Source organism: Rhizobium sp. WSM409 (assembly GCF_057653825.1).
The window spans coordinates 1,258,373-1,280,935 of sequence record NZ_CM172794.1 but is presented as its reverse complement, the minus strand read 5'-3'; the positions used below and the strand labels follow the sequence as shown (position 1 = coordinate 1,280,935).

General features: G+C 61.4%; 23 protein-coding genes. 14 read left to right on the top strand and 9 right to left on the bottom strand.

Going from position 1 to position 22,563, the window contains the following annotated elements; genetic code table 11:
• Positions 1 to 47: 47 nt before the first annotated feature.
• Complete coding sequence (hdaA, locus tag AC25BC_RS06475; protein WP_012756865.1) at positions 48 to 761, bottom strand: DnaA regulatory inactivator HdaA; 714 nt, start codon at positions 759 to 761, stop codon at positions 48 to 50.
• Positions 754 to 1,878, bottom strand: a complete 1,125-nt coding sequence (locus AC25BC_RS06470) for an AI-2E family transporter (protein WP_012756864.1) — start codon at positions 1,876 to 1,878, stop codon at positions 754 to 756. The genes hdaA and AC25BC_RS06470 overlap by 8 nt, the downstream gene beginning before the upstream one ends.
• 246 nt (positions 1,879 to 2,124) lie before the next feature.
• On the opposite strand from AC25BC_RS06470, the gene purM reads away from it, so the two are divergent.
• Positions 2,125 to 3,198 carry a phosphoribosylformylglycinamidine cyclo-ligase gene (gene purM, locus AC25BC_RS06465; RefSeq protein WP_012756863.1) on the top strand — a complete coding sequence of 358 codons (1,074 nt, stop codon included), beginning with the start codon at positions 2,125 to 2,127 and terminating at the stop codon, positions 3,196 to 3,198.
• Positions 3,195 to 3,866 (top strand): phosphoribosylglycinamide formyltransferase, encoded by a 672-nt coding sequence (gene purN, locus AC25BC_RS06460; RefSeq protein WP_012756862.1) that lies wholly within the window; start codon positions 3,195 to 3,197, stop codon positions 3,864 to 3,866. Before purM ends, purN begins: the two co-directional genes overlap by 4 nt.
• Here the strand turns inward: purN and AC25BC_RS06455 are convergent.
• The 3 genes from AC25BC_RS06455 to AC25BC_RS06445 all read right to left on the bottom strand — a co-directional run bounded on the left by AC25BC_RS06455 (position 3,863) and on the right by AC25BC_RS06445 (position 7,971).
• Positions 3,863 to 5,032, bottom strand: a complete 1,170-nt coding sequence (locus tag AC25BC_RS06455; protein WP_012756861.1) for an alpha-D-ribose 1-methylphosphonate 5-triphosphate diphosphatase — start codon at positions 5,030 to 5,032, stop codon at positions 3,863 to 3,865. The two genes, purN and AC25BC_RS06455, sit on opposite strands and share 4 nt — an antisense overlap.
• Positions 5,033 to 5,176: 144 nt before the next feature.
• On the bottom strand, positions 5,177 to 5,770 hold the full coding sequence (locus AC25BC_RS06450; protein ID WP_012756860.1) for an NUDIX domain-containing protein: 594 nt from the start codon (positions 5,768 to 5,770) through the stop codon (positions 5,177 to 5,179).
• Positions 5,767 to 7,971: a molybdopterin-containing oxidoreductase family protein gene (locus AC25BC_RS06445; protein WP_012756859.1), complete on the bottom strand. Its 2,205-nt coding sequence runs from the start codon at positions 7,969 to 7,971 to the stop codon at positions 5,767 to 5,769. Before AC25BC_RS06445 ends, AC25BC_RS06450 begins: the two co-directional genes overlap by 4 nt.
• Positions 7,972 to 7,987: 16 nt before the next feature.
• Here AC25BC_RS06445 and AC25BC_RS06440 point away from each other — a divergent pair, with 16 nt between their 5' ends.
• Both AC25BC_RS06440 and AC25BC_RS06435 read left to right on the top strand, forming a co-directional pair.
• Positions 7,988 to 8,857 (top strand): 23S rRNA (adenine(2030)-N(6))-methyltransferase RlmJ, encoded by an 870-nt coding sequence (locus tag AC25BC_RS06440; RefSeq protein ID WP_003547108.1) that lies wholly within the window; start codon positions 7,988 to 7,990, stop codon positions 8,855 to 8,857.
• Positions 8,858 to 9,020: 163 nt separating this feature from the next.
• Positions 9,021 to 9,617, top strand: coding sequence for a glutathione S-transferase family protein (locus AC25BC_RS06435; RefSeq protein WP_017993546.1), 597 nt, complete (start codon positions 9,021 to 9,023; stop codon positions 9,615 to 9,617).
• 85 nt (positions 9,618 to 9,702) lie between these two features.
• Here AC25BC_RS06435 and AC25BC_RS06430 read toward each other — a convergent pair whose 3' ends face one another.
• On the bottom strand, positions 9,703 to 10,338 hold the full coding sequence (locus tag AC25BC_RS06430; RefSeq protein WP_012756858.1) for an outer membrane protein: 636 nt from the start codon (positions 10,336 to 10,338) through the stop codon (positions 9,703 to 9,705).
• A gap of 365 nt (positions 10,339 to 10,703) precedes the next feature.
• Between AC25BC_RS06430 and AC25BC_RS06425 the strand changes: the two genes are divergently transcribed.
• The 5 genes from AC25BC_RS06425 (at position 10,704) to AC25BC_RS06405 (ending at position 15,275) form a co-directional block, all read left to right on the top strand.
• Positions 10,704 to 11,471 carry an SDR family oxidoreductase gene (locus tag AC25BC_RS06425; protein ID WP_012756857.1) on the top strand — a complete coding sequence of 256 codons (768 nt, stop codon included), beginning with the start codon at positions 10,704 to 10,706 and terminating at the stop codon, positions 11,469 to 11,471.
• Positions 11,468 to 13,510, top strand: coding sequence for an excinuclease ABC subunit UvrC (gene uvrC / locus AC25BC_RS06420; protein WP_012756856.1), 2,043 nt, complete (start codon positions 11,468 to 11,470; stop codon positions 13,508 to 13,510). The genes AC25BC_RS06425 and uvrC overlap by 4 nt, the downstream gene beginning before the upstream one ends.
• Before the next feature lie 215 nt (positions 13,511 to 13,725).
• Positions 13,726 to 14,316 (top strand): CDP-diacylglycerol--glycerol-3-phosphate 3-phosphatidyltransferase, encoded by a 591-nt coding sequence (pgsA, locus tag AC25BC_RS06415; RefSeq protein WP_003547103.1) that lies wholly within the window; start codon positions 13,726 to 13,728, stop codon positions 14,314 to 14,316.
• Positions 14,313 to 14,567 carry a molybdopterin converting factor subunit 1 gene (gene moaD / locus AC25BC_RS06410; protein WP_012756855.1) on the top strand — a complete coding sequence of 85 codons (255 nt, stop codon included), beginning with the start codon at positions 14,313 to 14,315 and terminating at the stop codon, positions 14,565 to 14,567. The genes pgsA and moaD overlap by 4 nt, the downstream gene beginning before the upstream one ends.
• Before the next feature lie 246 nt (positions 14,568 to 14,813).
• Positions 14,814 to 15,275, top strand: coding sequence for a molybdenum cofactor biosynthesis protein MoaE (locus AC25BC_RS06405; RefSeq protein WP_026157305.1), 462 nt, complete (start codon positions 14,814 to 14,816; stop codon positions 15,273 to 15,275).
• Here AC25BC_RS06405 and AC25BC_RS06400 read toward each other — a convergent pair whose 3' ends face one another.
• Positions 15,276 to 16,172 (bottom strand): branched-chain amino acid ABC transporter permease, encoded by an 897-nt coding sequence (locus AC25BC_RS06400; RefSeq protein WP_012756853.1) that lies wholly within the window; start codon positions 16,170 to 16,172, stop codon positions 15,276 to 15,278.
• A gap of 66 nt (positions 16,173 to 16,238) precedes the next feature.
• On the opposite strand from AC25BC_RS06400, the gene AC25BC_RS06395 reads away from it, so the two are divergent.
• Together AC25BC_RS06395 and AC25BC_RS06390 are read left to right on the top strand one after the other, a co-directional pair.
• Entirely contained in the window at positions 16,239 to 16,784 is a 546-nt protein-coding gene (locus AC25BC_RS06395; RefSeq protein WP_012756852.1) for a CGNR zinc finger domain-containing protein, read from the top strand.
• The gene (locus AC25BC_RS06390) at positions 16,781 to 17,284 is read left to right on the top strand and encodes a hypothetical protein (protein ID WP_012756851.1); all 504 of its coding nucleotides are present in this window, start codon (positions 16,781 to 16,783) and stop codon (positions 17,282 to 17,284) included. The genes AC25BC_RS06395 and AC25BC_RS06390 overlap by 4 nt, the downstream gene beginning before the upstream one ends.
• A gap of 84 nt (positions 17,285 to 17,368) precedes the next feature.
• Here AC25BC_RS06390 and ndk read toward each other — a convergent pair whose 3' ends face one another.
• Both ndk and AC25BC_RS06380 read right to left on the bottom strand, forming a co-directional pair.
• On the bottom strand, positions 17,369 to 17,791 hold the full coding sequence (ndk, locus tag AC25BC_RS06385; RefSeq protein WP_003547097.1) for a nucleoside-diphosphate kinase: 423 nt from the start codon (positions 17,789 to 17,791) through the stop codon (positions 17,369 to 17,371).
• A gap of 81 nt (positions 17,792 to 17,872) precedes the next feature.
• On the bottom strand, positions 17,873 to 18,562 hold the full coding sequence (locus tag AC25BC_RS06380; RefSeq protein WP_012756850.1) for a glutathione S-transferase family protein: 690 nt from the start codon (positions 18,560 to 18,562) through the stop codon (positions 17,873 to 17,875).
• Between the two features lie 139 nt (positions 18,563 to 18,701).
• Here AC25BC_RS06380 and AC25BC_RS06375 point away from each other — a divergent pair, with 139 nt between their 5' ends.
• The 3 genes from AC25BC_RS06375 to AC25BC_RS06365 all read left to right on the top strand — a co-directional run bounded on the left by AC25BC_RS06375 (position 18,702) and on the right by AC25BC_RS06365 (position 22,390).
• Positions 18,702 to 19,211 (top strand): DinB family protein, encoded by a 510-nt coding sequence (locus AC25BC_RS06375; RefSeq protein ID WP_012756849.1) that lies wholly within the window; start codon positions 18,702 to 18,704, stop codon positions 19,209 to 19,211.
• A 143-nt stretch (positions 19,212 to 19,354) separates the two neighbouring features.
• Positions 19,355 to 20,404, top strand: coding sequence for a GGDEF domain-containing protein (locus AC25BC_RS06370; protein WP_113547968.1), 1,050 nt, complete (start codon positions 19,355 to 19,357; stop codon positions 20,402 to 20,404).
• 102 nt (positions 20,405 to 20,506) lie between these two features.
• Positions 20,507 to 22,390 carry an ABC-F family ATP-binding cassette domain-containing protein gene (locus tag AC25BC_RS06365; RefSeq protein ID WP_012756847.1) on the top strand — a complete coding sequence of 628 codons (1,884 nt, stop codon included), beginning with the start codon at positions 20,507 to 20,509 and terminating at the stop codon, positions 22,388 to 22,390.
• The last annotated feature ends 173 nt before the right edge of the window (positions 22,391 to 22,563 follow it).

The following is a 22,563-nucleotide window of genomic DNA, read 5'->3' as shown; positions in this document are numbered from 1 at the left end:
TCAACCGCAAAGGCAATTATATCAGTTTGACGACGGAACTGTGACAGTCAATCGGCCGGTTCCGAATTTCCCAATTCATTCAATACTTCGGCAGCAAGAGACCGGGTGATTTTCGTGCCCCGCGACAGGGCCAGCCGGTCAAGCCTTTCGACGATCGTCTGGGCCGCGTTCAGCGACCGCTCCATCCTGACAACGATATAGAGCACGAGTTTGTCATCTATATAAAGCTGCCGGTCGGCAAAGAGCTTGACGATCACCTGCGACAACAGCGCCTCATCGGGTTCGCCGATCTCGACGACGGTTGCCGCTTTCAGGCGCGAGCGCAGATCGGGCAGCAAAACCGGCCACGACATCGGCCAGAGGCGGCTGGTCATCAACAGGCTGGTGCCGTTTTCGCGGACGCTGTTGATGACGTGGAAGAGCGCGTTGTCGTCGAAGCCGAGGCGGTCGGCATCCTCGAACAGCACCGGGCCGGCGGCGGCAGCAATTGCGGCGTCGGAGCCAAGCTCGGGATGGATGTCGACGGCGCCGCTCAATTCCCGCCAGATGCGGGCGAGATGCGATTTTCCGGAGCCGACGGGGCCGGCGAGCACGACGACCGGCGACGGCCATGCCGGCCAGGCATCGACGATCGAAACGGCGGCGGCAAGACGCTCCGAAATCAGCAGGTCGTCGCGCCCGCTTGCGGCATCGTGCGAAAAGACCAGCGGCAGCTGCTCTCCGGCCTTGCGCTTCGGATCAGCGTTCTTCACGTCATTCATTGGGAACTGATTTCGTCTTCCGGGCGCGGCCACTGGGCGACCCGCCAAAATAAAGATCGCTCTGAAGGTAGCGCGAAAGCGCGAAACGAACAAGGACGCCGACGGCCGCAGCCGCCGGCACCGCAACCAGAAGCCCGACGAAACCGAAGAGCGCGCCGAAGGCAAACAGCGCAAACATCAGCCAGACCGGATGCAGGCCGACGCTGGAGCCGACGAGCTTCGGCTGCAGAATGTTGCCCTCGAGGAACTGACCGCTGAAGAAGACGACGAGCACCAGCCCGATCCACGGATAATCGGGCCAGAACTGCACAAGCGCCACGCCGATGGCGAGCACGAGGCCAACCATCGAGCCGACATAGGGAATGAAACTGATCATGCCGGCGAAGAGGCCGATCAGCAGGCCGAAATTCAGCCCGACGAGAGAAAGGCCGACGGCATAATAGATGCCGAGGATGAGGCAGAGCGAGCCCTGGCCGCGAATGAAACCGGCGATTGCCTGGTCAATCTCCTTGGCGATCTGGCGAACATCGCTGACATAATCGCGCGGGATCCACTGATCGACCTTGGCGACCATACGGTCCCAATCGAGCAGGATGTAGAAGGCGACGACGGGGGTGACCACAAGCAGCGATATGACGTCGACGATCGCCTTGCCGGAATTCCAGATCTGCGCAAAGAGCCCGGTGAGGAAGCCCATGCCCTCCGACAGGATGCCGGAGAGATTGTCCTTGATCGCGCCCATCTGGTTCTCGACCCAGTCCGGCAGCAGCGAATTCTGCGCCTGCGTGATGAACTGCTGCAATTGGCTGATATAACCCGGCAGACGTTGAGCGAAATCGTTGAACTGGCTGATCAGCACCGGAATGAGGATCATCAGCGCCAGCGCGAAGACGATGACGAAGGCAACGAGAATGCCGATGGTCGCCATCATGCGGCTCAGACCCAGCCGCTCCAGCCGGTCGGCCACCGGATCGAGGAAATAGGCGATCGCCATGCCGGCGATGAAGGGCAACAGGATCGAGCTGAAGACATAAAGGAAGGCGATGAAAAAGACGAGCGCCGCCAGCCAGAAGAAGATCTGACGCTTGAGAATGTTCCCACTGACTTGCTGTGGCATTGCCTTCCCCGCTGATCGCTCGCCGCCGCCGAACGCCGCATGCGATCCGAAGCGGCCATTCAGCACATAGGATGCAGGCGCAAAGATGGTCAACCCTGTCGCGCCAAATCCCGGAAAGGCCGGAAGAAGACGCGGGAAATTGGGGGCTTTTGCCATGCAGCGCTTGCATAAAAGCCCCTGTCATGCAATTGCGACCGGCAGATGACGCGGCACGTTTGCCGCCTGAAATAGCCATCGGAGACCAGCATGAGCCAGTCTGGGAAAAACGGCCTGACATATAGCGATGCGGGCGTCGACATCGATGCCGGCAACCTCCTCGTCGAGAAGATCAAGCCGGCGGTGCGCTCGACCCGCCGTCCCGGCGCCGACGGCGAGATCGGCGGCTTCGGCGGGCTTTTCGATCTCAAGGCGGCAGGTTTTACCGATCCGGTTCTCGTCGCCGCCAATGACGGCGTCGGCACCAAGCTGAAGATCGCGATCGATGCCGACTATCACGACACCGTCGGGATCGACCTCGTCGCCATGTGCGTCAACGATCTCGTGGTACAGGGCGCCGAGCCGCTGTTCTTCCTGGATTATTTCGCGACCGGCAAGCTCGACCCCGATCAGGGTGCGGCCATCGTCGGCGGCATTGCCGCCGGCTGCCGCGAGGCCGGCTGCGCGCTGATCGGCGGCGAGACGGCCGAAATGCCCGGCATGTATTCCTCCGGCGACTACGATCTCGCCGGCTTTGCTGTCGGTGCGGCCGAACGCGGCAAGCTCCTGCCATCCGGCGATATTGCCGAGGGTGACGTGATCCTCGGCCTTGCCTCCTCCGGCGTTCATTCCAACGGCTTCTCGCTGGTGCGCAAGATCGTCGAATTGTCCGGCCTCGATTGGGATGCACCGGCGCCGTTCGCCGAGGGCAAGAAGCTCGGCGAAGCCCTGCTCGAGCCGACACGCATCTATGTGAAGCCGCTTCTGAAGGCGATCCGCGAGACCGGCGCCATCAAGGCGCTGGCGCACATCACCGGCGGCGGCTTCCCGGAAAATATTCCGCGCGTGCTGCCGAAGCATCTGGCGGCCGAGATCGATCTTGCCGCCGTCAAGGTGCCGCCGGTGTTTTCATGGCTCGCCAAGACGGGCGGCGTCGAATCCAAGGAAATGCTGCGCACCTTCAACTGCGGTGTCGGCATGATCGCCGTTGTTGCCGGCGAGAATGTCGCGACGGTTTCCGCGGCTCTCGAAGCCGAGGGCGAGACAGTTATCACGCTCGGCCGCATGATCGCCCGCGAAGAAGGCGCTGCCGGCACGGTCTACAAGGGCACGCTTGCCATATGAGTTCGCCGCGCAAACGCGCCGTCGTCTTCATATCAGGCAGCGGCTCCAACATGATGGCGCTGGTTGCGGCGGCAAAGGCAGCCGACTATCCGGCCGAGATCGTCGGGGTGATTTCCGACAAGGCGGATGCCGGCGGGCTTGCCAAGGCCGCCGCCGAAGGCATTGCCACATTCGCTTTTCCCCGCAAGGACTACGCCAGCAAGGACGCGCATGAGGCGGCGATCTTTTCGGCGCTCGACGAGCTTAAACCCGATATTCTTTGCCTGGCAGGCTATATGCGGCTGCTGACGGCGACGTTCATCCAGCGTTATGAAGGCCGGATGCTCAACATCCACCCTTCCCTGCTGCCCTTATTTCCGGGCCTGCATACGCATCAGCGGGCGATCGACGCCGGCATGCGGATCGCCGGCTGCACGGTGCATTTCGTCACCGAAGGCATGGATGAGGGGCCGGTGATCGGCCAGGCGGCCGTACCTGTTTTTTCCGGTGACACGGCCGAAAGCCTTGCCGCGCGTGTGCTCACCATCGAACACCAGATTTACCCGCAAGCGCTGCGGCTCTTTGCCGAAGGCCGTGTGACGATGGAAGGCGGCAAGGCCGTCGGCGCGGAGGCTTCGACCGCCGCACCCAAGACCCAGCTTATTTCGCTGATCGGCGACCGCGCTTAAGCCGCCAGCGCCCTTAACGGATGCAGCGTGCCGTCGCTGTAGACGAAGCGGCCGGCGCGGAAGGTGGCGCGGATGCGATTGATATCACCCGGCTCGACCACGACCAGATCGGCGCGCTGGCCGATGGCGATCTCGCCGCGATCCGACAGGCCGGCGGAACGGGCCGCATTGCCGGTCGCCATGGCAACGGCTGCCGGCAGGCCGCCGTCCACCATGTCGGCAAGCTTGAAAATGCCAGGCACGAAGGCAGCTGGATGATAATCGGCGGCGATGACGCTCAGCAGGCCGGCCCTTGCGGCATCGAGCGCGCTGAGATTGCCCGACATCGACTGGCCGCGCAGCGCGTTCGGCGCGCCCATCAGCGTCCAGAGGCCGCGGCGGCGCGCCTCTTCGGCCGCAGGCGCGGTGACCGGAAACTCGCTGATTGTGACGCCAAGATCGTGCATCTCGGCGACTTTTTCGACGCTGTCATCGTCATGCGAGGCAAGCGACAGCTTGTGCTTCAGCGACAGCGCGACGATCTCCTTCAGCTTGGCCTCGATGTCAGCATTGTTGCGCATGGCAATGCGCTTGGCGACGATCTCCGCCGCCATTTCCTCGGAGATGGCGCGGCGCTCGGAGATGCTAAGGATGTAGCTTTGCAGGTTGTTGTACTGGCCCTGACCCGGCGTATGGTCGGTAAGCGAGACCATGTCGATCTGATCGGCATTCAGCAGGCGTTCGAGTGCAGGCGCTGCGCCGACATTGGTGATCTCGTAACGGGCGTGGACGCGGTGGTCGATCAGCAGATCATCACGCAGGCGGTTGATGCCTTCGATCACCGCCGATGTCGTCTCCAGCGAGCGGACGTGGCCGTAGACGCTTTCGGTCGCAAAAGAGACGGCGGCAAACGCTGTGGTGACACCGGCGGCGGCAAGCTTCTTGTCGAGTTCGTGGATGCCGAAATCGATCGGCATCGTCGCGTTCGGCCGCGGGGCGATCTCGCGCTCGATCATGTCGCCGTGGAGATCGACGAATCCCGGCATCAGCAGCCGCCTGCCGCCATCGATGGCAGCACCGGCGACCGGCTCCGGCCGGATCTCGGCGATGACGCCACCCTCAACACGCACGGAACCTTCACTCACCACCTCGTTTGGGAGAACGAGGGTGAAATTGCTGAGCCACATGGGCTTTCTCCTGACCGCATCCGATGATTGACAAACCGCAGCGCATAGAACTGCTACGTGACAGTCGTATGAAATTTCGCGCCGTATCATCTTAAAGCGGAAACTTGCGCTTTGGAAATGACCCGATGCGCTCGCTCCGCAGATTCACGCTGTCAGCTTTGCCCTGTTCAACAAGGCCCATTGCAGAAGCACGATCGTCTTGACGTCGAAGATCTCGCCGGTTTCGATCATCGTCGCCGCCTCGTCGAGCGGAATCTCGAGGACTTCGATATCCTCGTGCTCCTCGTCCAGGCCGCCGCCTTCGGCCACGCGGTCGGCGATGTCGACGAGGGCTGCGAAGAAGTGGACCACTTCGGTGACGGCACCCGGTGAGGTGTAGGATTTGAACAGGAAGCGCGCCTCGCGCAGGCGATAGCCGGTCTCCTCCATCGCCTCGCGACGGATCGCCGTTTCGGGATGGTCATCGTCGAGAAGGCCGGCCGGCACCTCGATTATCCAGCTGGGATCGCCGTTGAGATGAACGGCGAGGCGGAATTGGCGGACGAGAACGACGAGGTCGCGCCTGGGATCATAAAGCAGAATGCAGGCGGCGGGCGTGCGGTGGTAGACTTCCCGCTTCAACCGATGGGTTGCGCCCTTGCGGTCGATATAGTCGAGCAGATAGCTGCTCAGCCGCGTCCACCCATTCGACAGGGTTTCCTCGCCGGCGATTTTCACCCGGGATTTCGGCTGCATCATGCTGCGTCCCTGCGAAGCCAGACCTTGTTGTCGTGCACGGCCGCACCGCCATAAGGCGCGACGGGGTCGGCGCCGGTCAAGACGTTGATGCCCTCGCCGTCGACATGCGCCTTGTTCGGCCAAAGGCCCTCGGCAATCAGCACGCCTGATTTCACTTCAGTGGTGATGCGGGCGTGGATGCGCAGATCGCCGCGGCTGTTACCGATGCGGACGAGATCGCCATGGGTGATGCCGTTGGCTTCGGCGTCGGCCGGATTGATCATCACTTCAGGGCGGCCTTCTTTCTGCCGGGAGGTCTTGGTTTCCGAAAAGCTCGAATTCAGGAAGTTGCGCGCCGGCGACGTGGCGAGGCGGAAGGGATGCTCGGGATCGGCGACTTCGATGACATCGACCTGATCGGGGAAGTCTGGAAGCGCTGCGTGCGGACCGAGCGCGCCGATTGCCGCCGGCGGTTTGTTCGGCGCCGGCTGATTGATCCAGTCCGGGCGAAAGTGGAACTTGCCGTCCGGATGGGCAAAGCCGTTCAGATAATGCGCTTCCTCGAAAGCGGGCTGGCGATCGAACCATTTGTGTTCGAGGAAATGATCGTAATCCGGCAGGCCGCTCGATTCGAGGATGCGGTCGACCATCTCGCGGGCGGTAAAGCCGAAGCCTGGGCGATCGGCGACGCCGAGGCGTTTGGCCAGTTCCTCGATGACGAAGAGATTGGTGCGCACGGTGGGCGGTGGCTCGACCAGCTTCGGTCCCAGCAGGATATGGTTCTGGCCGCCGGCCCGGTAGATGTCGTCATGTTCGACGAACATCGTTGCCGGAATGACGATATTGGCGATCTCGGCCGTTTCGGTCAGGAACTGCTCGTGGACGGCAACGAAGAGGTCCTCACGGGCAAAGCCACGTCTGACGAGGCGCTGCTCGGGGGCGATGTTGGCGGGATTGGTGTTCTGGATCAGCATAGCCGTCACCGGGCCGCGATGGCGCAGCGCCACGGCATCGCCGGTCAGCACGCGGCCGATCTGCGACTGGTCGAGCATGCGGATATCGGCATCCTTCATCGACCGGCCGGTCAGTTCGGCGCTGTTCATGCGGAAGATATCGCTGTTCGAATGGAAGGCGCCGCCGCCCTCATATTGCCAGGAGCCGAGAACGGTGGCGACCGAGGCGGCCGCATGCATGGCGACCGCGCCGTTGCGCTGGCGGGTGAAGCCGTAACCCAGGCGGAAGAAGGTCTTCTTCGTCGTGCCGACGAGGCTGGCGAAGGCTTCGATCTCCTCGATCGAAAGGCCGGTGATAGCAGCGGCCCATTGCGGCGTCTTGGTTTTCAGATGCGCTTCGAGACCGGCGGGATCATCGGCGTATCTCGCCATGTAATCGCGGTCGGCGTAACCGTCGCGGAAGGCGATGTGCATGACGGCGCAGGCGAGCGCGGCGTCGGTACCCGGCCTGACGATCAGCGCCATGTCGGCCTGCTTCATCGTCGGATTGTCGTAGATGTCGATGACGACGATCTTCGCGCCGCGCTCCTTGCGCGACTTGATGGCGTGGGTCATCACATTGACCTGCGTCGACACCGCGTTGGTGCCCCAGATGACGACGCAATCGGTGCGGCCCATCTCGCGTGGATCGGGACCGCGCAGCGTGCCGGTCGCCATGGTGAAGCCGGTCCAGGCCGGGTTGGTGCAGATCGAAGAGAAGAAACCGGAGTAACGCTTGGCATGACGGAGGCGATCGATGGAATCGCGCTGCACCCAGCCCATCGTACCGGCGTAGAAATAGGGCCAGACCGCCTCGCTGCCGTCCCTTGCCTCGGCTTTCACAAAGGCTTCGGCGATCTCATCCAGCGCATCGTCCCAAGAAATCTGCTGCCACTGCCCTGCCCCCTTGGCGCCGGCGCGGCGCAACGGATGCATCAGGCGGTCGGGATGGTAGAGCCGCTCGGCATAACGGGCGACCTTGGCGCAGATGACGCCTGACGTGTAGGAATGGTCATTGGCGCCGCGCACGCGGCCGATGCGGCCATCCTCCGATATCTCGACCTCCAGTGCGCAGGTGGAGGGACAGTCATGCGGACAGGCCGTGTGGCCCACCCTGTTGTCCGGCTTTTCTGATTTGGCGTGGATGGGGGTCGCAATGTTCATGGCATTTGTATATTCCAAGGCTTGCACGGCCAAAAGCCACAAAAATTCCCCATGACGCGAATTCATACGGACATCAGCAAAAATGAACTACCGCCACATTTATCACGCGGGCAACTTTGCCGATGTGCTGAAACATGTCGTGCTGACGCGGCTGATCCGCTACATGCAGAAGAAGGATGGCGGGTTCCGCGTGCTCGACACGCATGCCGGCATCGGGCTCTACGACCTCTCCTTGGAAGAAGCGCAGAAAACCGGCGAATGGCTCGATGGCATCGGCAAGCTGATGGAGGCAGACCTCGGCCCTCAGGTTTCCGAACTGCTGGAACCCTACCTCTCCGCAATCCGCGAACTCAATCCGCAGGGCGGCATCCGTTTCTATCCCGGATCGCCGAAACTTGCGCGCATGCTGTTCCGGCCGCAAGATCGGCTGTCGGCGATGGAACTGCACCCCGAGGACTATGTCAGGCTGCACCGGCTGTTCGAGGGCGATCACCATGCCCGCATCACCGAGCTTGACGGCTGGCTGGCGCTCGGCGCGCATCTGCCGCCGAAGGAGAAGCGCGGCATCGTCCTCGTCGATCCGCCCTTCGAGGAAGAGGACGAATATCAGCGGCTGGCCGAGGGACTGGAAAAAGCCTACCGCCGCTTTCCCGGCGGCACCTATTGCCTGTGGTATCCGCTGAAAAAGGGCGCGCCGATCAAGGAATTCCACGAGACGCTGCAGGCGCTCGACATCCCGAAAATGCTCTGCGCCGAACTCGCCGTTCGCAGCGACCGCGGCATTACGGGACTGACGGGCTCAGGCCTCGTCATCGTCAACCCGCCCTTCACGCTGAAGGATGAGTTGCACCAATTGCTGCCCGCATTGAAGGATCATCTGGCGCAAGACCGTTTCGCCTCTCACCGCGCCTTCTGGCTGCGTGGCGAGAACAAGGCGGTCAAGGACGATTGACCGGGCAACTACAGCGCCGCGCGTCTTTTCAGACGCGCAAAGGACGCTGTAGCACTTTGAATTTGCGCATAATCCTTTCCGAAAATCGATTCCGATTTTCGGGGTTATGCGCTAGCTTCGGGAATAGTCCGCGCCGCAGCTCCACAATCTCATCAGGTGTCCCATGAAGCTCCTTTGTTCGCCCGCCTCACCCTATTCCAACAAGGTGCGGATGGCCGCGCATTTTCTAGGCCTGGAGTTGAACGCCATCCGGGTCGACACCAATACCGGACCTGCGATCCTGGTGGACAACAATCCGCTCGGCAAGATCCCGACGCTGCTGACCGATGACGAGGTCTCGATATACGATAGCGTGGCGATCATGCATTATTTCGACCGGCTGACGAAGGGCGGGCTCTACCCTTCCAAGAAGGGCAAGCGCACGGATGTGGAAATCCTCGAGGCGCTCTGCGACGGCATCTGCGATTGCCTGCTGGCGATCGTCTACGAGCGGCGCTTCCGCGACGAGGAAAAGGTCCATCAGCCGTGGATAGACCGGCAGTGGAAGAAGGCGACGAGCGGGCTCGCTCATCTCAGCGCCAATCCGCCGAAAACAGGCAAGAAGCTCCATGGCGGACATTTCGCGCTGGCGGCGACGCTCGATTATCTCGAACTGCGCTTCAAGGACCAGTGGGAAGCCGATCATGCGCCGCTGATCGACTGGCAGCTGCAGTTCGACAAGAAATTCCCGGCCCACAGCGAGCTCAAGTCCGAGGGCTGAGCGGGCTCAGCGTCTGGAGCAACGAGCAGACATCAAAAAGCCGGGCGACGTGCCCGGCTTTTCGATGTTCGGATATTCGACGAGCTTAGAACTTGACGCCGATACCGAGCTTGACGCTGTTCTCGTCGTAACCGCGCGAGAAGCTGCCGGAGTCGAGGTCGTAATCCTTGCTCTGGTAGTCGGTGTAGCGATATTCGAGGCGCGTCGTGATGTTGTTGGTCACGAAGGCTTCGACGCCGGCGCCGACCGTGTAGCCGAAGTTCGTCTTGCTTTCGTCCGAGGTGTCGTCGGAAACCTTGACGTCGCCGATGGCAAGACCGGCCGTGCCGTAGAGCAGGAAGGGGTTCATGTCGTAGCCGACGCGGCCACGGACGGAGCCGTTCCAACCATACTTGTTCTTGACGCCGCCCGAGGAGACGTCGTCGCCGCTGTAGCCGAGATCGGATTCAACACCGTAAACGATCTGGCCCTGCTGCCAGTTGTAACCGGTGAAGACCTGGCCGCCGAAACCGTAGGTGTGGCGGTCGGAACCGAAGTCACCCATGTTGTAGGTGCCGGCGCCGCCGAGGTAAAAGCCTTCCCAGTTGCCTGCCGGCTTGACTGGAGCGTCCTGGGCGACCGGTGCTTCCGGAATCTGGTCGACGGCATCGGCCGCCTGAGCTGCCGAGAGGCCGGCAATCGCAAAAACGGAGGCCATGAGGCCAGCAATGAGTACACGCATACTTAGTCTCCTTTCAGTCCCGCGCCGCTTGTCATCTGTCTATCAGTGAAGCATTGGCGGGATATTGCCAGATGTCCCTTCCGGATCGAGGCTGAAATTGGAACTCAAATGCGGATTTGAAAGAGCCAAATTGTGATATCATTGTGGCTTCCGCATGGCTGAAATTCGATGTTGCTTTGGCGCAACATACACTTCATTAACCATACTGAAGTGTTAAACTGAAAATACTTATTTTAAGAAATCGCATTCTTAAATAATACATAGAATATCCCTCTCCCCGAGGCAACCGCAACGGCCTATTTATATAATCACCGTCGGCGCCTATATAGTCTGCAGACAGACTCGCGGGATCAGAAGGCACGATTTTGAACCACAAAAGACTTCGCTCGGCCCTTATAACAGGGGCTGCTAAGAGAATAGGCCGAGCAATCGCCGAAGACCTTGCTGCAAATGGCTTTTCCGTTGCCATCCACGCGAACGGCTCGATCGGTGAGGCAGAAGAGCTGGTGGCGGAATTGCGGCGGAAGGGATATCGAGCGATCGCGCTGCAAGCCGATCTCACCGATATCGGCGAAACGGGCGCGTTGGTCGCGAAGGCGTCGGAAGCGCTCGGGCCGGTCGATCTGCTCATCAATAATGCGTCGGTTTTTCAGCATGATTCCGCGCGTAGTTTCAATGCCGCCACATGGGCATTGCACTTCGACCTGCATGTTCGTGCGCCCTCTATCCTTGCTGCGGCCTTCGCGCAGCAGATGCCGGCTGAGGCAGCGGGGCTGATCGTCAATATCATCGACCAGCGGGTCTGGGCGCTGAGGCCCAGCTTCTATTCCTATACCCTCTCCAAATCCGCGCTGTGGACGGCGACGCAGACACTTGCACAGGCATTGGCGCCACGCATCCGCGTCAATGCCATCGGCCCCGGCCCGTCGATGCCGAGCGAGCGGCAGGCGATGGAGGACTTCCAAGCGCAGGTCTCAGCCCTTATCTTGCAGCGAGGGCCGGCGCTGGAGGAATTCGGACAAACGATTCGCTTCCTTTACGACACGCCCTCGGTCACCGGCCAGATGATTGCCCTAGACGGCGGCCAGCACCTTGCCTGGCAGACGCCCGATGTGGCGGAGATTACGGAATGAACGGACGAAAGCTGCCGGATGGCGGCGTTCTCTACGACGAGACGGATGAGAGCGAAGACGATATCGAAGTGGAAGGCGACGCTTCCGTCGCCGTGCCGCTTGCGGCTGCTGTCGACTGGAATGCGGGCAGCCTCAATGAAACCGGGCTTCTCGGCGCGGAACTGATCGGCGAATTCGTCAAGCGGCTGCCGAACAGCCCCGGCGTCTACCGGATGTTCAATGCCGAGGGCGACGTGCTCTATGTCGGCAAGGCACGCAGCCTGAAGAAGCGCGTCAACAATTACGCCGTCGGCCGCGTGCATTCCAACCGCATCGCCCAGATGGTGCGCCAAACGGCGAACATGGAATTCGTGACGACGCGCACGGAAACCGAAGCGCTGCTCTTGGAAGCGAATCTGATCAAGCGCTTGCGGCCGCGCTTTAATGTGCTTTTGCGCGACGACAAGTCCTTTCCCTATATCCTCATCACCGGCGACCACCGGGCGCCGGCGATCTTCAAGCATCGCGGTGCGAGAGCGCGAAAGGGCGACTATTTCGGGCCCTTCGCTTCGGCCGGCGCGGTCGGGCGGACGATCAACTCGCTGCAGCGCGCCTTTCTGATCCGCACCTGCACCGACAGCGTCTTCGAAACGCGCACACGCCCCTGCCTGCTCTACCAGATCAAGCGCTGTTCCGGGCCGTGTACCCACGAGGTCAGCGATGGGGGGTACGGCGAACTGGTGCAGGAGGCGAAGGACTTCCTGTCCGGCAAGAGCCAGAAGGTGAAGTCGCATATGGCCGAGGCGATGAACCAGGCGGCCGAAGACCTCGACTTCGAGCGGGCGGCGATCTATCGCGATCGCCTCGCCGCACTGTCGCATGTGCAGAGCCATCAGGGCATCAATCCGGCCGGCGTCGAGGAGGCTGACGTTTTCGCCATCCATCATGAGGGCGGCATCTCCTGCATCCAGGTGTTCTTCTTCCGCACCGGCCAGAACTGGGGTAACCGCGCCTATTTCCCGAAGGCCGATCCGCAGCTTTCGAGCGCGGAAGTGCTGAATTCCTTCCTGGCGCAGTTCTACGACGACAAGCCGGTGCCGAAGCAGATCATGCTGTCGCAGACGGTCGAGGAACTGGAGCTGCTCGCCGCAGCACTCAGCGAAAAGGCCGGCCACAAGGTTTCCATCCTGGTGCCGCAGCGCGGCGAGAAGCGGGATCTGGTCGACCATGTCGTCGGCAATGCGCGCGAGGCGCATGGACGAAAGCTCGCCGAGACGGCGTCACAGTCGCGGCTGCTCGAAGGTTTCAAGGAAACGTTCGGGCTTGCCTACGCACCGCAGCGCATCGAGATCTACGACAACTCGCATATCATGGGCACCAATGCCGTCGGCGGCATGGTGGTCGCGGGGCCGGAAGGTTTCGTCAAGAACCAGTACCGCAAGTTCAACATCAAATCGACCGACATCACGCCCGGCGACGACTTCGGCATGATGAAGGAGGTGATGTCGCGGCGTTTCTCGCGGCTGATCAAGGAGGACGGCATTCCTGACCGGACGGCGCAGGTGGCCACACCCGACGCTGCCGACATGCCCTTCCCCACGTGGCCCGATGTGATCCTCATCGACGGCGGCCAGGGGCAGATGACGGCGGTGCGCGCCATCCTTGCCGAACTCGGCATCACCGACAGCGTGACGGCGATCGGCATCGCCAAGGGTGTCGACCGCGACGCCGGGCGTGAACGCTTCTTCCCGCCGGGACGCGAGAGCTTCACGCTGCCGCCGCGCGATCCGGTGCTCTACTTCATCCAGCGCATGCGCGACGAGGCGCACCGTTTCGCGATCGGCTCGCACCGGGCACGGCGCAAGAAGGAAATGATCAAGAACCCGCTCGACGAGATCGGAGGCATCGGCCCGTCGCGCAAACGCGCGCTGCTTCAGCATTTCGGCACGGCAAAGGCGGTTTCGCGCGCCGCCCTGTCCGACCTGATGGCGGTGGAAGGCATATCGGAAGCCGTCGCCAAGCAGGTCTATAACCATTTCCATGACGACGCCGCGAAATAACCGGCGTCCGTCGCAAATTCCACGCAAAGGCGGTGAAAAGACAGAAAGAATGTTGACGGTCCGCGGCCAAAGCCGTCATCTACCGCATCGGCCCGAAAATCGGAATCGACTTTCGGAAAGCTCGATGCGGATATTCTAAAGTGTTACAGCGTCCTTTGCGCGCCTGAAAAGACGCGCGGCGCTGCAGCGGCGCATCAATTCAGAGAAACGATCCCATGGCATCGCGTGCGTATAGCATTCCCAATCTTCTGACCTACGGCCGCATCCTCGCCGTACCGCTGATCGTTCTCTGCTTCTTCATCGAGGGCAGGCTGTCGATCAGCAATACGGCGCGCTGGGTGGCGCTGTGGATCTTCGTCATCGCCTCGCTCACCGATTTCCTCGATGGCTATCTCGCGCGCATCTGGAACCAGACGTCGAATATCGGCCGCATGCTCGACCCGATCGCCGACAAGCTGCTGGTCGCCTCGATCCTTCTCCTGGTCGCGGCCGACCAGACAATCGCCGGCTGGTCGATCTGGGCGGCGATCACCATTCTCTGCCGCGAGATCCTGGTGTCGGGACTGCGCGAATATCTGGCGGCGCTGAAAGTCAGCGTACCGGTGACGCGGATTGCCAAGTGGAAGACGACGCTGCAGCTCGTCGCCATCGCCTTCCTGCTCGCCGGCCCGGCCGGAGACGAGATTTTCCCCTATACGACGCAGACCGGCATCGCGTTGCTGTGGATCGCCGCACTGCTGACCATCTATACCGGTTACGACTATTTCCGCGCCGGGGTGAAACATATCGTGGATGACGAGGAATGACGCGGCTTGTCTATTTCGCCTGGGTGCGCGAGCGCATCGGCAAGGGCGAGGAGGAGATCGACCTCCCCTCCTCCGTCGTCACCGTCGCCGATCTGTTGAATCATTTGAAGACGCTGGGCGAAGAATATGAGACCGCACTTCAATATCCCGACGTGATCCGCGTGGCGCTCGACATGGAGCATGTCGAACATGACGAGCCGATATCAGGGGCGAAAGAGATCGGTATATTTCCGCCGATGACGGGTGGGTGATTACGATCATTCGGTCGGGCTTTGGAAGCTGACAATGGGTAGGACTGAGACTTCCTTTCTCTCCCGCATTCCTGTGCTTGTCACAGGAATCCAGCCATCGCGCGTCCGCGCGATGAATGACTCTTTCTTTTTGGCAATTGCTCCTCCCGCGCCCAAGGACTTGGGCGCACTGGATTCCTGTGACAAGCACAGGAATGAGGGCGGGTTGGGATGTGAATGCGCCTCACAGCAACAGGGGCGTTTGTCGTGATCATCACCCCCACCATCCGCGTCCAGCATGAAGACTTCGACCTGCAGGCCGAGGTCGATCTGCTCTCCAAAGGCAAACCCGGCATCGGCGCCGTCGTTACCTTTTCCGGCCTCTGCCGCGATGAAGGCGGCACGCTTGCTGCCCTCGAGCTCGAGCATTATCCCGGCATGGCCGAAGCGGAGATCCGGCGCATCGGCGATCTCGCCATCCAGCGCTTCGGACTTCTCGGCCTCACCGCTATCCACCGTTACGGAAAGATCGCAACTAGCGAGAATATCGTGCTCGTCGTCGCAGCGGCGCCACACCGGCAGGCGGCGTTCGACGGCGCGAATTTCGTCATGGATTTCCTGAAGACCGCAGCGCCCTTCTGGAAGAAGGAGCATGTGCGGGATGGCGCCACCGGCGACTGGGTCGCGGCGAAAGACGCCGACGATGCGGCGCGCGACAAGTGGAAATAATTAGAGCACTACTCGTTCTCTGCGGCTCATGACCAAGAGCAGGACGAGCAGCGAGAAGACGACCAGATCCCGCCAGACGAAGGGGCCGTAGGCGCCCCACATGGTTTCGACGACGGCAAGCCCGGCAGCGCCGCCTGCCGAGCGCAGCGGATCGGAATAGCCGCCGACGGCTGCGATCAGCAGCACCTTCAGCCCGAACATCAGGCCGGCACCGAAATCCATCGAGCCGTAATAGAAGGTGGCGAGGATGCCGCAGATGGTGGCGACAAGCGCCGCGGCCGTATAGGCGATGAGGAAGACGCGGTCGGCGCTGGTGCCGCAGAGTTCGGCGGCCAGCGGATCATCGGTGACGGCGCGCCAGACGCGGCCCCACGCCGTGCGCCTGAGGATCAGCGTACCCACCGCGACGATGGCGCACATCAGTACCGTGTTGATCAACTGGATATAAGTGAGTGTCACCTTGAACAGGCCATCGCTCCAGAAGACGACCGTGTCGTTCAGGAACGGCGGCAGCCAGATAGAGCGGGTATTGGCCGCAAGCCGGGCGGTCTCCATCAGCACGATCATGATGCCGAGGGCAGCGACGATGACCGTATTCGGCGATTTGTTGACCAGCGGCAGCATGATCGAGCGGCCGATCCATAGCCCCGCCGCCAGCGAATAGACGATGGAAGCGCAGGCGCCGACGGCAAGGGCGGCTGGCAGCACCAGCCAAAACCTGACATAGGCGAGTTCGGTGAAGAGCAGCAGGATCTGGCCCGCGAAGGCAAAGATCGCCCCATAGGTGATGTCGGCCCGCTTCGTCACGCCGAAGGCGACGGCATAACCGAAGGCAAGCGCGGCATAGAGAGCAGCGAGCGGAACCGCATTCGCCAGCTGCTGCAGAAGATAGGCCATTCACAGACACTCCGCGTCACCAAAATTATAACTGGTAAAAGTTATTTCACCAGTTATAATTTCATCATGAGCTTTTCCTGGACCCCTCACCGCTTTGCCGGCGGCGCACTGGCGCTCGATGTCGTCAACAGCGTCGTTTTGCGCCACGATGCAGTTCGGCGGATCGACCGCTTCGCAGTCAGGGACCAGATGCAGAGCTTTCCAAACGCTGCGGCCGAATTCTGCGCCGAACGCGCCCTTTTCGGCAACATCGCACCGGTGGCGGCGGAAAACGAAGCGGATTTCATCGTGCTGCGGGAAGCGATCGACCTCTATTTCCGCGAGCGTATACTGAATGGCGGCGACGACCAATTGCTGGCCAGGCTGCTGGAAGCGCTGGCGAAGGCGTTGCGCGACGCAAGCCCCGGCAGCCTGGCCGCGGCAACCGCCCATTCGGCACTGCGGCTGATCGCTATGCCCGATCCCCAGCGCATGAAGATCTGCGGCAATTGCGGCTGGCTGTTCATCGACCGCAGCAAGAACAGAAGCCGGGCCTGGTGCGACATGGCGGTCTGCGGCAACCGCGCCAAGGCGAACCGTCACTATCGCCGCAAGAAGGAGGAGACGCCATGAGAAAGCATTGGATCGTGATGGCGGCGGTGGCCGGGCTGATGCTGTCAGCCTGCCAGCGCCAGGCTGAAAACCTGGTCGAGGTCACCGGCCATCTCTTTGTCTTCAACTATCGGGTGGCGAGCGCCACCTATCTGCTGACGCTGAAGAAGACAGGGCCCATCCCCGACGGTTCGGTCATCATCGCCGAATTTGAAAATCCTGAAGGAGGCGATCCGCTGGTGCTGAACCAGAAAATCTACCCGATCGACGACAAGATCGCGCTGCAGAGCGAAAAACTGCACTGCGTGCGCAAGGACCGCCCCTATTCCGTGAGTGTCCGGCTGGTCGACAAGGACGGCAAGGTGCTGCAGGAATTGAAGACGCAGTTCCGGTCCGACCTCGACCAGACCGTCCTGCCGAGCAAGCCGCTCGTCCTCGGCGCGCTTTATGACAAGAACCCGGAGGTCTTCAAGCCTGATGGCAGCGTCGATTTCTCGAACACCGACAAATGCCCGGCATAGAAAAATGCATGGAAAAAGCCGGAGCAAGGCCCCGGCTTTCGAGAGTCAATTCAAAGCATTGCCGGCGAATGCCGAAGCGTGGCCTCAGCCGACGATTTCCGTATCGGAGAACCAGTACTTGATTTCCTGGGCAGCCGTCTCCGGAGCATCCGAGCCGTGAACGGAATTTTCGCCGATCGACAGAGCATGAACCTTGCGGATCGTGCCTTCGTCAGCGTTTGCCGGGTTGGTGGCACCCATGATCTCGCGGTTCTTGAGGATCGCGCCTTCGCCTTCCAGCACCTGGACGATGGTCGGGCCGGAGGTCATGCCTTCGACCAGTTCGCCGAAGAAGGGACGGTCCTTGTGAACGGCGTAGAAGCCTTCGGCTTCGCGACGGCTCATCCAGACGCGCTTGGAAGCGACGACACGCAGGCCGGCATCTTCGAGCATCTTGGTGATGGCGCCCGTCAGGTTGCGCTTCGTTGCGTCCGGCTTGATCATCGAGAAGGTGCGTTCAATCGCCATAGTCAAATCCTCTGTTTTCTCGGGAAAAGTGGGCGGTCTTTACCCGCCCCAACGCCCGAAAACAAGAGGTGGGCGGCAATTTCACGCCGCTGTCACAGTCCTGCCGCGGCTTTGGTGAAGATCGAGGCAGCGTTCGAACCAGGCCATGACGGGATCGTCGGTGGCTAGCATGGCGAGACCGGCGGAGACACGCAGCCATTGCAGCGCGCCGAAGACGATATAGTCGGCAAAGAGCGGCGTTTGCCCGCCGATGAAGGGCTGAAACTTCAGCATGTGCCGTAGCGGCTCCAGCTTGGCGCCGAAGGCGGCCTTCTCCGCCTCGCTGTCGGCGGCAACCACTTCCAACGGCTTGCCAAGCCGAGCCTCCCGGCTTTGACGGAAATAGGCCTTGTCTTCCTCGTCGAGGTTCGCATGGATATCGAGAAGGGCGATGCGCATGATCGCCGGATGGATGATCATTTGCGAATAGCCTTCCACCATCCTCGACAGAGACTTGCCGCCTTCGCCGTTGAACAGTGACGGCCGCTCGGGATAGGCCTCCTCCAGATAGAGGGCGATGTCGAAACTGTCGGGGATCAGCCGGCCATTGTCGTCGAGAACGGGCACGATCGACGAGACGCCGCCGCCGATCGCGCGGATGGGGGCGTAGGTCGTCGGAATCTCCTCGAAATCGAGCCCCTTATGCGCAAGCGCCATCACCGCCTTCCAGCAATGGGGCGAAAAGAAGCGCTGCTCGTCAGCGCCGCAGAGGGAATAGAGGGCTCTGGTCATGACAGTCCTTTCGAGATCGTAGCTCCATCCATTCCACGACAGAAAGCGGCTGCGATCAAATCAGGAAATTTCATGGGCGCATCACTGCGATTTCCGGGGAAAAGGGCTAGACTGCCGCGACCAATCCGGGAGGGTCTGAATGCTAAGACATTACAGGATGTTCGCCGCCTATAATCGTTGGGCCAACACGCAAGTTTATGCGGCTGCGGCCGAACTCAGCGACGCGGAATTCCGCAGCGACCACGGCGCTTTTTTCGGCTCGCTGCATCGCACGCTCAATCATCTGATCGTCGCCGACCGGATATGGATGAAGCGCTTCAGCGGTGCCGGCGAGGCACCGACGACACTCGATGCCCTGCTCTTCGAAGAACTGGATGCGCTTGCTGCCGCGCGCAAAGCCGAGGACGAGCGTATCATTGCCTGGATGGACACGCTGGACGAGGCAGCCCTTGCCGCCGACTTCACCTATGTGCCGGTGACGCAACCGGGCGAATTCACCCAGCCGCTGGCGCCAGCGCTCGCGCATCTCTTCAACCACCAGACCCATCATCGCGGCCAGTGCCACATGACGCTGACGGCGCTGGGCAAGCCGAGCCTCACGTTGGATCTCATCTACTTCCTCCGTAGCGAGGGCCGCGAGTGGATGTAAGACCTTCACCATCAAGACTGAATTAACCGCCTTCGCCGGTTCCACCCGTGAATCCCAGGCTTCCCGTCGAAAATTCAGCCTCTCTTAAACGCTTGCGGGCATAGCCTGATCTGAGAAATGAGGCCGGGTCGCGAGGGATCGTCATGCAGAATGGAAGCGCAAACGCACTGGTGCCGCGCGAGGCTGCGCGCCCGGCGCCGATGGCGGATATTCAGAAGATCGCCCAGCACATGGCGCGCCTGAACGTTGCGGCGCTCCCGCGCAATTACGAACTCTTTCATGAGGCGATCATCGGGCTCAATGCAGGCCTTGCGCAGGATATTGCAGCACTCGGCCCTCAGCCGCAGCAGCCGATGCTCGACGAACTCGGCCTGAAATACCGGCTCGTCGGCCATTGCGGGCTGGCGGGCGAGACGTCGCGGAACGAGGCGAGCCGGATGCTGCGCGACGTGGCGGATCGGCTTGCCGAAGGGCTGAAGCACAAGAACGCCTTTGCGCGCGCCTGCGGCGCCATCCTGAAATCCGTCTCCGGCCAAGACGACCAGAGCCTTGCCGCCTTCCTCAGCGAGGTCGATTATCTCACTGCCTCGCTTTCGACAGTTCTTGCAGCCGAGATGGAAATCGGCGCGAAGCTGCAGGACGATATCAAGACGCTGGAAACGCTGGAGCGCGGCATTTCGGCGATGCAATCGGCCGCGATCGCCGACAGGATCACCGGGCTTCCAAACCGCATCGCGCTGAACCGGACGATCGCCGATCTCTACAAGCGTGAAGAAGGTGCCGCCGGCAGCGCACTGATCATGGTCGATATCGACAATTTCACCGATCTCAACGACAAATACGGCACCCAGGCAGGCAACAAGCTCCTGAAGAAGCTTGCCGGCCTTTTCAGCAAGTCGGTCAAGAAAAACGATTTCGTCGCCCGCACCGAGGCCGACGAATTCGCCCTGTTGTTTTCCAATGTCGGCATGCAGGATGCGATTGCTATTGCCGAACGGCTGCGCGCCTCCGTCGAGGACAATCTGGTCTTCGCGACATCCGACAAGGCCGATCCCGGCAGGCTCACCATCTCGATCGGCGTGGCGCTCAGCACCGACGCGGCAACACCGGGACAATTGCAGGCCAATGCCCGCGTGGCGCTTCTCGCCGCGCAGTCGAACCCCCGACTGCCGGTGCAGGCTTTCGGCCGCTAGATCCGGCCGGAGGTCCGAAAACCACTCCCGCTTTTGGGCATCATGCTCCAGGACTGACAAGCGCTCTTGCCTTGGCGGGCGCTTTCGGCCAAAACGCCGGCCATGATCACGCTCACCGATATTTCCGCCCGCATCGCCGGGCGCCTGCTCCTCGACAATGCCAGCGTTTCGCTGCCTTCAGGCACGAAGGCGGGACTCGTCGGGCGCAACGGCGCCGGCAAGTCCACGCTTTTTCGCGTCATCACCGGCGATCTCGGTTCGGAGAGCGGAACGGTGTCGATCCCGAAGGCTGCACGCATCGGCCAGGTGGCGCAGGAAGCGCCGGCGACCGAAGACGCGCTGATCGAGATCGTGCTTGCCGCGGACAAGGAACGCACGGCCCTCGTTGCCGAGGCGGAAACGGCAACCGATCCGCACCGCATCGCAGAAATCCAGATGCGCCTTGTCGATATCGACGCGCATTCGGCCGAAGCGCGCGCGGCGAGCATTCTTGCCGGCCTCGGCTTCGACAAGGACGCGCAGGCCCGCCCCGCCTCCTCCTTCTCCGGCGGTTGGCGCATGCGCGTCGCACTTGCCGCCGTGCTGTTTTCCGAGCCGGATCTGCTTCTGCTCGACGAGCCGACCAACTATCTCGACCTCGAAGGCACGCTGTGGCTGGAAGATTATGTCAGGCGCTATCCGCACACTGTCATCATCATCAGCCACGATCGCGACCTTTTGAACAATGCCGTCAATGCGATCGTCCATCTCGACCAGAAGAAGCTCACCTTCTATCGCGGCGGTTACGACCAGTTCGAGCGACAGAAGGCGGAAGCCGACGAGCTGCAGACCAAGGCCAAGGCCAAGAACGACGCGGCGCGCAAACATCTGCAGGGCTTCATCGACCGGTTCAAGGCCAAGGCTTCCAAGGCCCGGCAGGCACAATCGCGCGTCAAGGCGCTGGAACGCATGGGAACGGTTGCCGCGGTGATCGAGGCCCACGTACAGCCGATCACTTTTCCCGAGCCGGAAAAGCAGCCGGCTTCGCCGATCGTCGCGATCCAGAGCGGCGCCGTTGGCTACGAGCCCGGCAATCCGATCCTGAAGAACCTCAATCTGCGCATCGACAATGACGACCGCATCGCCCTGCTCGGCTCGAACGGCAACGGCAAATCGACCTTCGCCAAATTCATCTCCGGCCGGCTGGCGCCGGAAAGCGGTGAAGTGAAGATCGCGCCGAGCCTGAAGATCGGCTTCTTCGCGCAGCACCAGCTCGACGACCTCATTCCCGAGCAATCGCCGGTGGAGCATGTGCGCCGCCTGATGCCCGGTGCGCCGGAAGCCAAGGTGCGCGCCCGCGTCGCCCAGATGGGGCTTGCGACCGAGAAGATGGCGACGGCCGCCAAGGATCTTTCCGGCGGCGAAAAAGCTCGCTTGCTAATGGGGCTTGCCGCCTTCAATGCGCCCAATCTGCTGATCCTCGACGAGCCGACCAACCACCTCGACATCGACAGCCGCCGCGCGCTGATCGAGGCGCTGAACGACTACGAAGGCGCCGTCATCCTGATCTCGCACGATCGCCATCTGATCGAAGCGACCGTCGATCGGCTGTGGCTGGTCAACGGCGGTACGGTGACGACCTTCGAAGGCGATATGGACGAGTATCGCGACCTCATCGTCAGTTCCGGTAAAAAAAAAGAAGAAAAGCCGCAGCTGACTGAAGATGCGACGTCGAAGGCCGACCAGCGCAAGCTCAATGCCGAACGCCGCGCCTCGCTAACGCCGCTCAGGAAAAAGATCAACGAAATCGAATCCTTGACGGCGAAGCTGGAGAAACAGATTCAGGCGTTTGATGCGGAACTTGCGGATCCGGCCCTTTACGAAAAGACGCCCGCCAAGGCCGCCGAAAAGGTGAAGCAACGCGGCGAGGCTGCGGCAAGACTCGCTGCTGCCGAGGAAGACTGGCTGATGCTGTCTGCCGAATACGAAGAAGCGATGGCGGGATAGCCACAGGCCTTAGAACAGGATGATTTTAGGCCGGATCGGCCTAAAATCTGAATCCTGTTCTAAATTAAACAGTTGGAGCATGATGTCGTCCGAAAACCGCTGACACTTTTCGGCATCATGCTCTATCGAAAGCGTGGCGAAGTGCCGCACATCAACGCAATTCCGGCCATTAT